Below are 11,556 nucleotides of genomic sequence, written 5' to 3'. Positions count from 1 at the left end.
GAACGGGGTGTGACGTCCGCGCACCTCGTCCGGTCACTTGGCGGCGTCGAGGGACTCGCGGGCATGTGCCGCGACGTTCTCGGCGGTGAAGCCGTACTTCTCGAACAGCAGGTTGGCGTCTGCCGAGGCGCCGTAGCTCTCGATCGAGACGATGCGGCCTGCATCGCCCACCAGGTCGTGCCACGACAGGGCGATGCCCGCCTCCACGGCCACGCGTGCCTTGACTGCGGCGGGGATGACGGACTCGCGATACGCCTCGTCCTGGTCGTCGAACCACTCGCGGCACGGCATGGACACGACGCGGGCGTGGATGCCGTCCTTCTCGAGCAGGTCCTTCGCTCCCATGGCGTGCTGGACCTCGGAGCCGGTCGCAATCAGCACCACGTCGGGAGTGCCGTCCGTGTCCGCGAGCACGTAGCCGCCCTTGAGGACGCCCTCGGCTCCGCCCAGGTCCGTGCGGTCGAACGTGGGCACGCCCTGACGGGTCAGGATGATGCCCGCGGGGCCCTCGACGCGCTCGAGAATGCCTCGCCACGCGTAGGACGTCTCATTGGCATCCGCCGGGCGCACCACGGCGAGGCCGGGAATCGCGCGCAGTGCCGCGAGGTGCTCGATCGGCTGGTGCGTGGGTCCGTCCTCTCCCAGGCCGATGCTGTCATGCGTCCACACGAAGATGCTCGGGGCCTTCATGAGTGCTCCCAGGCGGACTGCTGGCCTCATGTAGTCGGAGAACGTGAGGAAGGTTCCGCCGTATGCACGGGTGGGGCCGTGGAGCGCGATGCCGTTGAGAATCGCTCCCATGGCATGCTCGCGGATGCCGAAGTGCAGCGTGCGGCCGTAGATGTTGCCAGCGAACTTCTCGGTGGAGCGGTGCTCGGGCAGGAACGAGGGCTCACCGGCCATCGTGGTGTTGTTCGAGCCAGCGAGGTCGGCGGAGCCGCCCCACAGCTCCGGGAGCACGGGCGCGAGCGCATTGAGCACCTCGCCAGAGGCGGCGCGGGTCGCGACGGACGTGCCGGCCTCGAACACCGGGAGCGCGTCGGTCCAGCCCTCGGGGAGCTGCTCCGAGTTGAAGCGAGCAAGCAGCGCGGCGCGCTCGGGGTTCTCGGCCTCCCAGCGGGCGAACACGGCGTTCCATTCGGAGTGGGCCTGCTGGCCCCGCTCCCGAACCTTGAGGGAGTGCTGGAGAATCTCGGGCTCCACCTCGAAGGTCTTCTCGGGGTCGAAGCCCAGCAGCTCCTTGAGCGCCTTGACCTCATCGCCGCCGAGCTTCGAGCCGTGGATGCCACCGGTGTCCTGCTTGGTGGGGGAGGGCCAGCCGATGATCGTGCTGAGAGCGATGAAGGACGGCTTGCCGGTCTCGGCCTTCGCAGCGGCGAGGGCATCAGCCAGTGCGTCGATGTCCTCGACGTACGCCTCGCCGTCCTTCTTCCACTGCACGTGGTGGGTGTCCCAGCCGTACGCGGCGTAGCGCGCGATGACGTCCTCAGTGAAGGCGACATCCGTGTCGTCCTCGATCGAGATGTTGTTGTCGTCCCAGATCAGGATGAGGTTGCCGAGCTCCTGGGTGCCGGCAAGCGACGACGCCTCCGCCGAGACGCCTTCCTGCAGGTCGCCGTCAGAGGCGATCACGTAGATGTGGTGGTCGAACGGGCTCTCGCCTGCGTCGGCGTCCGGGTCGAGCAGGCCGCGCTCACGGCGAGCCGCCATCGCCATGCCGACCGCGGTGGCCACGCCCTGGCCCAGCGGGCCGGTGGTGGTCTCGACGCCGTCAGTGTGGTGATACTCGGGGTGCCCGGGGGTGCGCGAGCCCCAGGTCCGCAGCGCCTTGATGTCGTCCAAGTTCAGGTCGTAGCCGGACGCGAACAGCTGCAGGTACTGAGTCAGCGACGAGTGACCCGCTGAGAGCACGAACCGGTCGCGACCGAGCCAACGTGAGTCAGACGGGTCGTGCCGCATGACGTTCTGATAGAGCAGATACGCGGCAGGGGCCAGCGAGATGGCGGTGCCGGGGTGGCCGTTGCCGACCTTCTCGACTGCGTCGGCGGCAAGAACGCGAAGGGTGTCGACAGCGCGGCGATCCGCGTCGGTCCAATTGACGGTCACAGAATTCTCCCAAGGACTCGTGTGCTGATTCTCGGCCAGCCTACCGGGCACAGTGCCGCTACGGGCACGCTCGGCCATACCTCACAGGCGCGGACACGCGCGCGTGAGCGGGCGGACATGTGCGCGTCATGCCCGCCCGTCCGCTGGGGTCTCGGTCGCCCGTGCGCGGGTAGGATGGTGGCATGTCCTCAGCCGCCTCTGTGACCGACGAGGTGCCCGCGCCCACCGTGCCGCGGTGGCTGCTCGCCACCCGTCGGCTCAAGGCCTATGTGGCGCTGACGAAGCCCCGGATCATCGAACTGCTGCTGGTCACCACGATCCCCACGATGGTCCTCGCGGCAGACGGCTGGCCGTCCTGGGGACTCGTCGTCGCCACCTTGATCGGTGGGGCGCTCGCCGCCGGAGGCGCCAACGTGTTCAACAGTTACATCGACCGTGACATCGACGCCGTGATGAAGCGAACCCAGAACCGACCGCTCGTCACCGGCGCCGTGACTCCGCGGGCGGCGCTCGTGTTCGCGTGGGCTCTGAGCATCGCGTCGACGGCGTGGTTCCTGTGGGTGGTGGACTCGCCCCTGGCGACGCTGCTGGCCGTGCTCGCCATCCTCGGCTACGCCGTGGGCTACACCCTCGTCCTCAAGCGACGCACGTCGCAGAACATCGTGTGGGGCGGCCTCGCGGGCTGCATGCCGGTGCTGATCGGCTGGGCGGCCGTCACGGAGTCGCTGTCGTGGACGCCGGTGCTCCTCTTCGCTGTCATCTTCTTCTGGACCCCGCCGCACTACTGGCCCCTGTCGATGCGCTTCCGCCGCGACTACGCGAACGCCGAGGTGCCGATGCTTCCGGTGGTGGCCTCGACGCGTCGCGTCGCGATCGAGATGATCGCGTACGCGGTGGCGATGGTCGCCGCCACGCTGGCGCTCGTCCCCGTCGCGGGGATGACGTGGGTCTACCTGGCGGTCGCCGTCGGCTCGGGCGCGTGGTTCGTGGGCGGATGCATTCGTCTCTACCAGCGCTCGGAGCGCGGCGAGTCGAAGCTGCGCGAGATGCGGCTCTTCCGTGACTCCATCACCTATCTGAGCCTCGTGTTCGCGGCCGTGCTGATCGACCCCTTTCTTCCCGATGCGCTGACCGTCCTGCAGGCGTGAGCATGCTCGCAGACGAGCGCGAGGCCTACTTGGCTCACGTCACCGTCGAGCGGGGACTCAGCAGGAACACCGTCGCGGCGTATCGGCGCGACCTCGGGCGGTACGAGACTTTCCTGACCGAGCGCGGGCGCCCGGGTCTCGCCGAAGCGACGCGCGCCGACGTCGCCGCCTTCGCGGAGGCGATCGGGACCGGTGACGACGGAGGGCGCGCGCTCGCCCCTGCATCGGCCTCGCGCACGGTCGTCGCGGTGCGCGGCTGGCACCGCTTCGCCGTCGCCGAGGGATGGACGCGTGACGACCCGTCGCTGGACGTCAAGCCCCGGTCGGTCCCCAAACGACTCCCCAAAGCCATCTCGACTGACGACGTCGCGCGCATCTTGGATCAGGCCGGTGCCGGCGACGGAGTCGGCCCCGTGAGGGATCGCGCACTCCTCGAGTTGGTCTATGCCTCCGGTGCGCGAATCTCCGAGGCGATCGGCCTCGATGTCGATGATCTCTCCCTCGCTCCAGGGGAGCAGGCGGTGCTGCTGCGGGGCAAGGGGCGCAAGGAGCGCGTCGTCCCGATCGGCTCCTTTGCGGCCGATGCGCTCGAGGCCTATCTGGTGCGCGCCAGGTCTGCGCTGGCCCAGTCGGGACGCGGCACCGCCGCGTTGTTCCTGAACACCCGCGGTTCGCGACTGTCGCGACAGAGCGCGTGGGCCATTCTGAAGGCCGCGTCCGATCGTGCCGGCGTCGACGGGGTCTCGCCTCACACCCTCCGCCACTCGTTCGCGACGCACCTGCTGTCAGGCGGAGCAGACGTGCGGGTCGTGCAGGAACTGCTCGGCCACGCGTCCGTCACCACCACCCAGATCTACACCGCGGTGACCCAGGACGCCCTGCGTGAGGTCTATGCCGCGACGCACCCGCGTGCCCGCTGAGCGGCCCCGTCCTGGTTCGGTAGTGTGGGGCGGGTGACCGACTTCCCCGAACCGACCGCGCTGCGAGGGCACGGCCCGGCCCGAGTGATCGCCCTGTGCAATCAGAAGGGCGGCGTGGGAAAGACCACCACCACGGTCAATCTCGCGGCTGCGCTAGCCGAGTACGGACGCAAGGTGCTGGTGGTGGACTTCGACCCCCAGGGCGCCGCCTCCGCCGGCCTGGGCGTGAACCCCAACGAGCTCGACACCACGGTGTACGACCTGCTCATGCGCTCGTCCGTCGGCATCGAGGAGATCGTGCGCACGACCCCGGTCGAGGGCCTCGACCTCGTGCCCGCGAACATCGACCTGTCCGCCGCCGAGGTGCAGCTGGTCGGCGAGGTCGCGCGTGAGTCGACCCTGGCGCGCGGGCTGCGGCCCGTCCTCGACGACTACGACGTCATCCTCATCGACTGCCAGCCGTCGCTCGGCCTGCTCACGGTGAACGCCCTGGTGGCAGCTCACGGCGTGATCATTCCGCTCGCCTGCGAGTACTTCGCGATGCGCGGCGTCGCGTTGCTGGTGGAGACCATCGACAAGGTGCAGGATCGGCTCAACCCCCGCCTTGCCGTGGACGCGATCATCCCCACCATGTACGACGGCCGCACCCTGCACGCACAGGAGGTGGTCGAACGCGTCCGGGAGCGGTTCGGCGAGAAGGTCACGCAGACGATGATCCACCGCACTGTGAAGTTCCCGGACGCGACAGTCGCCGCCGAGCCCATCACGACGTTCGCACCCAAGCACGCGGGTGCCGAGCAGTACCGCGCCCTCGCCCGCGAGCTCGTCGCCTGGGGCGTCGCGGCCTGACCGCGACCGTCCGACCGTGACCGTCCCGACCGAGGCCCCAGCCGGGGAGCAGCGACCGGCGTTCTCGGTGCACCTGGACAACTTCGAGGGCCCATTCGACCTGCTGCTGTCGCTCATCTCGAAACATGAGATGGAGATCACGGATGTCGCGCTTGCCCGCGTGACCGACGAGTTCCTCGCCACGATCGCCGCATACGAGGCGGATTGGGACCTGTCGCAGGCCAGCGAGTTCCTCGTCGTCGCGGCCACCCTGCTCGACATGAAGGCGGCACGGCTGCTGCCGCAGGGCCAGGTCGATGACGTCGAGGACCTCGAGATGCTCGAGGCGCGCGATCTGCTGTTCGCGCGATTGCTGCAGTACCGGGCGTACAAGCTGGTCGCCGGGACGTTCGCCCAATTGCTGTCGGCGCCCCGGCGCCTGCCGCGCGACGTTCCCTTGGAGCCGCACTTCGCGATGCTGCTGCCAGAGCTGGTGTGGTCGGTCACTCCCGACGACCTGGCGCGCCTCGCCGCTCACGCGCTGAAGCCCAAGCCTGAGCAGGCGGGGGTGAGCCTGACACACCTGCACGCCCCGGCGGTGAGTGTCAGGGAGCAGGCCGCACTCGTGACGAGCCGGCTGCAGCGCGAGAAAGTGGTCACCTTCCGCGCGCTCGTGCAGGACGCGGATCACGTGAACGTGGTCGTCGCGCGGTTCCTCGCCCTGCTTGAATTGTTCAAGGAGGCGGTGGTCGCCTTCGAACAGATGAGATCGCTCGGCGAGCTCACCATCCGCTGGACTGGCGGAGAGGGAGACGTCGACATCGAGGTGTCGGACGAGTTCGACGAAGGCGCGCCCCACGGCGTGGCGGGCGCGGACGAGTCGGCACGGGAGACGGAGACGCGATCGGATGACTGACGTGCACACGAGGGGCGCGATCGAGGCGATCCTGATGGTGGTGGATGAGCCAGTGGACGCGGCAGATCTCGCCGCGGCGGTGGACAAACCGCTCGACCAGGTGATGGCCGTGCTCCACGAGCTGCGCGACGAGTACGCGGACCCCGCGGCGCCGCGCGGATTCGAGTTGCGCGAAGTCGACGGTCGCTGGCGCATCTACTCGTCACGCCTGTACGCCGATGCGGTCGGCACGTTCATCGTCGAGGGTCAGTCCGCGCGGCTGTCCCAGGCGGCGCTCGAGACCCTCGCTGTGGTGGCGTACCGGCAGCCCGTGACTCGCGGCCAGATCTCTCAGGTGCGCGGAGTGAGCGTCGACTCCGTCATGAAGACGCTGAGCGCGCGTTCGCTCGTCACTGAGGTGGGCGAGGTGGGCGGCGCCGTGCAGTACGGCACGACCACCGAGTTCCTCGAGCGTCTGGGCCTCGCCTCGCTCGACGACCTGCCCGAGCTCGCCCCGTACCTCCCTGACCTCGCTGACATCGACGGAGAGGGCCGCTGATGGATGAGCTCGAAGTGCATCGTCCGGAGGGCGTGCGATTGCAGAAGGTGCTGGCGGCCGCGGGAGTGGGGTCGCGTCGCAAGTGCGAGATCCTCATCGAACGCGGGCTCGTCAAGGTGAACGGTGAGGTCGTCGACCAACTCGGCGTCCGCGTCAATCCCGACGAGGTGACGATCGAGGTCAAGGGTCAGCGCATCAGCGTCGACGACTCGAAGGTGGTCGTGGTCCTCAACAAGCCGGCTGGCGTGGTCTCGACCATGAGCGACCCCCAGGGGCGTCGCTCCCTCGACGAGTTCGTCGCCGACTTCGACGAACGGCTCTTCCACGTCGGCAGGCTCGACGCGGAGACCACGGGGGTGCTGCTGCTCACCAACGATGGCGACCTCGCCAACCGGCTCGCCCACCCCTCGCACGGGGTGCCAAAGGTGTATGTCGCCAAGGTCGAGGGACGGGTCCCGAAGTCGCTGTGCACGATGCTCCGCGCCGGGGTGGACCTCGACGATGGCCCGGTACGGGTGACCGACTGTGCCATCCTCGACGCACGCGACGACGCCTCGCTCGTCAAGGTCGAACTCCACGAGGGCCGCAACCGCATCGTCCGCCGCATGCTCGACAAGGCGGGCCACCCCGTGATCGACCTGGTCAGGACCGACTTCGGGCCCATCCCACTGGGCACCTTGCAGCCCGGGCAGGTGCGCCGGCTGGGTCGCGAAGAGGTCGGCTCGCTGATGAAGGTCGCGGGGCTCTGAGCCTGTGCGCTGGCCGATACCATGGTGTCCATGCCCCTGAGAGCCATCCGTGGAGCCACCACGCTCGAGCGCGACGAGCGTGACCACCTGCGCCAGCGCACGCAGGAATTGGTCGAGGCGGTCGTGGCCGCCAACACCCTCGAGACTGACGACATCGTCTCGGTGATCTTCACCTGCACCCCCGACATCATCAGCGACTTCCCCGCCGCGGCAGCACGTGAACTGGGGTTCGGCGCAGTGCCGCTCATGTGCGCGCAGGAGATGGCGGTTCCGGGCGCACTCCCGCTCGTGGTGCGGGTCATGATGCACGCCGAGACCACGCGGTCCCGGAGCGACATCACCCACGTGTACCTTCACGACGCGGTGTCTCTGCGGCGCGACCTGGCGCAGTAGCCATGGATGGCACGCTGCCGCGCACCCACGTCATCGGCGCGGGACTCATCGGCGCGTCCATCGGCATCGGTCTGACGGCCGAGGGGTGGTCGGTCTCCCTCGAGGATGCGGACCCCGATGCTCAGGCACTCGGTCACGCCATCGGCGCGGGTGGCTCGCTCGGCAGCGCCGCACCGGACCTCGTCATCGTCGCGGTGCCCCCGGCGCTGGCCGCCGTGGTGGTCGCAGGCGCGCTCGAGCGATGGCCCGACGCGGTGGTCACCGACGTCGCCAGCGTGAAGGCGCCCATCGCCCGGGCCGCTGACGCGACGGGCTGCGGCGACAGGTATGTGGGGTCGCACCCGATGGCGGGCCGCGAGATCTCCGGCGCACTCGCGGCTCAGGGTGACCTGTTCAAGGCCAGGCCATGGGTGCTCTGCCCCAACGGGGCGACCCCGCATGCGGTCGAGCTCGTGTCGCGGGTGCCGCACGCGCTCCAATGCGACCTCGTCACGATGGAGGCTGACGCGCACGATGCTGCGGTCGCGCGAGTGTCGCACGCACCTCAAGTCGCCGCCTCCGCCGTCGCCGCGGCGCTCGGCACGCTGGGACCAGACGATGTGGCGCTGGCGGGCCAGGGGCTGCGGGACGTGACCCGCATCGCGGCCTCCGACCCTCGCATGTGGGCGGACATCGCGCGGCTCAACCGTCACGCGCTCGTCGCCACGCTGACGCACATCATCGACGACCTCGAGGACGTCCGGGACTCCGACGATGTGGGCGAGGCTCTCACCGACCTGATCGAACGTGGACGTGTCGAAGTCGCGCGCATCCCCGGCAAGCACGGCGGCGCCAAGCGGGAGTGGATTCCCGTCACCGTCATCGTTCCCGACGAGCCCGGGCAGCTGTTGCGGCTCCTGTCCGACGTGGCCTCGGTCGGAGTGAACGTCGAAGACATCACCATCGAGCACTCGCCACGACAGCCTGTGGGACTCACCACGCTGCACGTTCTCCCCGCCATGGCGGACGAGCTGTCGCGAGCGCTCATCGCACACGAGTGGGAGATCGCAGCCTCATGACCGGAATCGTCATCGCCATCGACGGGCCAGCGGGCACCGGCAAGTCCACGGTGTCCCGTGAGGTCGCCACGCGGCTGGGCCTGGCCTACTTCGACACCGGGGCGACCTACCGAGTCGCGACCCTCGCGTGCCTCATGGAGGGCGTCGACTTCTCCGTGACGAGCGACGTCGCCGCGATGGTCGCGACCATGAACGTGGAACTCGTCCTCGACCCGCGCAATCCGCGCGTGCTGCTGGACGGGGAGGACGTGTCGCGGCAGATCCGCACCGACACTGTCGCCCTCACGGTGTCGAAGGTCGCGACCAACCTGGAGGCGCGCCCGATCCTGCAGGAGATGCAGCGCGAGGTGATTCGCATGGAGCGGGCCGGTGGGATGTCTCAGGGCAGGGGAGTGTGCGTCGAGGGTCGCGACATCACGACAGTGATCGCACCCGACGCCGATGTCAGGGTGCTGATGACCGCCGATGACGAGGTGCGCGTGGCACGTCGCGCCGGCGAGGGTGCCGACGTGGCGACAGTCCGTGAAGCGGTGCTGGGTCGAGACCGACGAGACTCGGCCGTGGTGAGCTTCCACGAGGCCACCGACGGCGTCCACACCCTCGACACCACCGACCTGACCATCGACGAGGCGGTACGAGCGGTGGTGCAGCTCGCGCACGAGGCGACGCTGTGAGCGAATCTGACGCGCCGACCGTCTGGGGCCCGCGCTGGTCCCGGTGGATCGGCCTTGCTCTCGCGCGGGGCTGGTGGGCGACAGAGGTCCGCGGTCACAAGCACCTGCCGCGACGCGGCGCCGCCATCGTGGTCGCGAACCACGTGGGTTTCATCGATGGCCCGGTGCTGCACGGCGTCGTGTCCCGGCCGTCGCACTTCCTCATCGGATCGCACATGTTTCGCGGGGCGCTCGGGTTCATTCTGCGCGCCGCCGGCCAGATCCGCGTCGACGGTGCCGGCCGGACTGCACTCGCACAGGGGCTCGCCGTGCTGCGCAGAGGCGGCGTCGTGGGGATGTTCCCCGAAGGCACGCGCGGCGCGGGCACGGCCGATGCGGTGCACGGCGGCGCGGCGTGGTTGGCGCTCCAGTCGGGTGCTCCCATCGTTCCGACGGCGCTCATCGGCACACGTCGAGCGGGCGAGCCGGTCAGCGTGTGGCCGCCGCCGCGCCGCCGCATCCTCGCGGCGTTCGGCGCGCCCGTGACGCTCGCCCCGCCCGCGGATCTCAAGGGCCGCCGGCGCCAGGAGTGGGCCCAGCAGGCCGTCGCCGCCGCATTGCGCGCGCAGGTAGAGGCGACGCTCGCTGACACCGACCTCCGCTTGCCGGGGGATGATGGGGGCCGGACCAACGCAAGTATCGAGGAGAACGCATGAGCGACGAGCAGCAGTACCCCGGCCTGGAGGACGTCCCGCCGCCGATGCCCGTGGCGTCCGATCCTGAGGAGAGCCTCGACGAGGTTCGCGAGGCGGCGCTTCGCGCGGGTCTCGACGACTACGAGCTGAGCCCCGAGGACCTGGCGGCGCTGGAGGGCGACGTCGAGCCCGTCACCGAGCGTGCGCTGCCCATCCTCGCGGTGATCGGCCGCCCGAACGTCGGCAAGTCCACTCTCGTCAACCGCATCCTCGGCAAGCGGCTCGCCGTCGTCGAGGACAAGCCGGGCGTCACCCGCGACCGCGTTCTGTACCCAGCAGAGTGGTCCGGTACGGACTTCATGCTGATGGACACCGGTGGCTGGGAGGCCAAGGTGACCGGTCTCGATCTGTCCGTGGCCCAGCAGGCCGAGGTTGCGGTGGAGATGGCCGATGCGGTCATGTTCGTCGTGGACTCGAAGGTGGGCCCCACGGCCTCTGACGAGAAGGTGGTCCGGCTGCTGCGCCGTTCCGGCAAGCCAGTGGTCCTCGCCGCCAACAAGGTGGACGGTCCGCAGGGCGAGCTCGAGGCGGCATCCCTGTGGAGCCTCGGACTGGGCGAGCCGTATCCCGTCAGCGCTCTGCACGGCCGCGGCACCGGCGACCTCCTCGATGCGGCCGTCGCCATGCTTCCCACCGAGATGCCGCAGGTGGAGGTCGACCCAGACGCCCCGCGTCGCATCGCGCTGGTGGGCCGCCCGAACGTGGGCAAGAGCTCGCTGCTGAACCAGCTGGCCGGCGAGAACCGGGTCGTGGTGAACGAGGAGGCGGGCACCACGCGTGACCCGGTGGATGAGAGAGTCGAGATCGCAGGCCGCTCGTGGACACTGGTCGACACTGCGGGAATCCGTCGTCGGGTCCACATGTCCAAGGGGGCGGACTTCTACGCGTCGCTGCGGACCGCCACGGCCATCGAGCGCGCCGAGGTGGTGCTCGTGCTGCTCGACGCCTCGGTTCCGCTCACCGACCAGGACTCCCGGGTCATCACCCAGGTGCTGGACTCGGGTCGCGCGATCGTGCTGGTGTTCAACAAGTGGGACCTGGTGGGTGAAGACGAGCGGTTCCTGCTCGAGCGCTCCATCGAGCAGGACCTGGTCCAGCTGACCTGGGCGCCTCGGGTGAACCTGTCCGCTCTCACCTCGTGGCACACCAACCGGCTGGTGCCGGCGATCGATCTCGCCCTGGGCAGCTGGGACCAGCGCATCTCGACCGGGAAGCTCAACTCCTTCCTCGGCGAGCTCGTCGCGGAACACCCTCACCCGGTGCGCTCGGGCAAGCAGCCCAAGATCCTCTTCGCGACGCAGGCGTCGAACCGTCCTCCCCGGTTCGTCATCTTTGCTTCCGGGTTCCTGGAGCCCACCTACCGGAGGTTCATCGAACGGCGCCTCCGAGAGAAGTTCGGCTTCGAGGGCTCGCCGATTCAGATCTCGGTGAGAGTGCGGGAGAAGCGCAAGCGACGCTGAGGGGCGCGTCTCACGACGCGTCGTCGGCGCTG

At 69.3% G+C, this 11,556-nt stretch carries 12 protein-coding genes; 11 read left to right on the top strand and 1 reads right to left on the bottom strand.

What is annotated here, in order from left to right:
- Window positions 1-33: 33 nt before the first annotated feature.
- Window positions 34-2,106: a transketolase gene (gene tkt, locus AOP72_RS06605; RefSeq protein ID WP_062134040.1), complete on the bottom strand. Its 2,073-nt coding sequence runs from the start codon at window positions 2,104-2,106 to the stop codon at window positions 34-36.
- A gap of 182 nt (window positions 2,107-2,288) precedes the next feature.
- On the opposite strand from tkt, the gene AOP72_RS06600 reads away from it, so the two are divergent.
- From AOP72_RS06600 to der, 11 genes are read left to right on the top strand one after another with little or no spacing between them, the layout of a single operon-like run.
- Window positions 2,289-3,254, top strand: a complete 966-nt coding sequence (locus AOP72_RS06600) for a heme o synthase (protein WP_084631434.1) — start codon at window positions 2,289-2,291, stop codon at window positions 3,252-3,254.
- A 2-nt stretch (window positions 3,255-3,256) separates the two neighbouring features.
- Window positions 3,257-4,174, top strand: a complete 918-nt coding sequence (locus tag AOP72_RS06595) for a site-specific tyrosine recombinase XerD (protein WP_062134037.1) — start codon at window positions 3,257-3,259, stop codon at window positions 4,172-4,174.
- A 24-nt stretch (window positions 4,175-4,198) separates the two neighbouring features.
- Window positions 4,199-5,023, top strand: a complete 825-nt coding sequence (locus tag AOP72_RS06590; protein ID WP_062134034.1) for a ParA family protein — start codon at window positions 4,199-4,201, stop codon at window positions 5,021-5,023.
- A 16-nt stretch (window positions 5,024-5,039) separates the two neighbouring features.
- Window positions 5,040-5,918, top strand: a complete 879-nt coding sequence (locus AOP72_RS06585; protein ID WP_238581627.1) for a segregation and condensation protein A — start codon at window positions 5,040-5,042, stop codon at window positions 5,916-5,918.
- Complete coding sequence (gene scpB / locus AOP72_RS06580; RefSeq protein ID WP_062134031.1) at window positions 5,911-6,456, top strand: SMC-Scp complex subunit ScpB; 546 nt, start codon at window positions 5,911-5,913, stop codon at window positions 6,454-6,456. Before AOP72_RS06585 ends, scpB begins: the two co-directional genes overlap by 8 nt.
- Window positions 6,456-7,205, top strand: coding sequence for a pseudouridine synthase (locus AOP72_RS06575; protein ID WP_062134026.1), 750 nt, complete (start codon window positions 6,456-6,458; stop codon window positions 7,203-7,205). Before scpB ends, AOP72_RS06575 begins: the two co-directional genes overlap by 1 nt.
- A 30-nt stretch (window positions 7,206-7,235) precedes the next feature.
- Complete coding sequence (gene aroH / locus AOP72_RS06570; protein ID WP_062136945.1) at window positions 7,236-7,598, top strand: chorismate mutase; 363 nt, start codon at window positions 7,236-7,238, stop codon at window positions 7,596-7,598.
- A gap of 2 nt (window positions 7,599-7,600) precedes the next feature.
- Window positions 7,601-8,656 (top strand): prephenate dehydrogenase, encoded by a 1,056-nt coding sequence (locus tag AOP72_RS06565; protein WP_062134023.1) that lies wholly within the window; start codon window positions 7,601-7,603, stop codon window positions 8,654-8,656.
- A complete protein-coding gene (gene cmk / locus AOP72_RS06560; RefSeq protein ID WP_062134021.1) occupies window positions 8,653-9,330 on the top strand; it encodes a (d)CMP kinase in 678 nt (225 codons plus the stop codon). The genes AOP72_RS06565 and cmk overlap by 4 nt, the downstream gene beginning before the upstream one ends.
- On the top strand, window positions 9,327-10,025 hold the full coding sequence (locus tag AOP72_RS06555) for a lysophospholipid acyltransferase family protein (protein ID WP_062134018.1): 699 nt from the start codon (window positions 9,327-9,329) through the stop codon (window positions 10,023-10,025). The genes cmk and AOP72_RS06555 overlap by 4 nt, the downstream gene beginning before the upstream one ends.
- A 44-nt stretch (window positions 10,026-10,069) precedes the next feature.
- The gene (gene der, locus AOP72_RS06550) at window positions 10,070-11,524 is read left to right on the top strand and encodes a ribosome biogenesis GTPase Der (protein ID WP_062136942.1); all 1,455 of its coding nucleotides are present in this window, start codon (window positions 10,070-10,072) and stop codon (window positions 11,522-11,524) included.
- Window positions 11,525-11,556: the final 32 nt, after the last annotated feature.

It is taken from the genome of Demequina aestuarii, assembly GCF_000975095.1.
Classification (GTDB): domain Bacteria; phylum Actinomycetota; class Actinomycetes; order Actinomycetales; family Demequinaceae; genus Demequina; species Demequina aestuarii.
Note: the sequence above shows the minus strand (reverse complement) of the source record. Positions and strands in the feature narration are given on the sequence as shown.

Bases quoted from the DNA above. Each gene is read 5' to 3' on its own strand.
- aroH (WP_062136945.1), top strand. From the start codon at position 7,236: ATGCCCCTGAGAGCCATCCGTGGAGCCACCACGCTCGAGCGCGACGAG.
- AOP72_RS06575 (WP_062134026.1), top strand. From the start codon at position 6,456: ATGGATGAGCTCGAAGTGCATCGTCCGGAGGGCGTGCGATTGCAGAAG.
- cmk (WP_062134021.1), top strand. From the start codon at position 8,653: ATGACCGGAATCGTCATCGCCATCGACGGGCCAGCGGGCACCGGCAAG.
- AOP72_RS06595 (WP_062134037.1), top strand. From the start codon at position 3,257: ATGCTCGCAGACGAGCGCGAGGCCTACTTGGCTCACGTCACCGTCGAG.
- AOP72_RS06565 (WP_062134023.1), top strand. From the start codon at position 7,601: ATGGATGGCACGCTGCCGCGCACCCACGTCATCGGCGCGGGACTCATC.
- der (WP_062136942.1), top strand. From the start codon at position 10,070: ATGCCCGTGGCGTCCGATCCTGAGGAGAGCCTCGACGAGGTTCGCGAG.
- AOP72_RS06600 (WP_084631434.1), top strand. From the start codon at position 2,289: ATGTCCTCAGCCGCCTCTGTGACCGACGAGGTGCCCGCGCCCACCGTG.
- scpB (WP_062134031.1), top strand. From the start codon at position 5,911: ATGACTGACGTGCACACGAGGGGCGCGATCGAGGCGATCCTGATGGTG.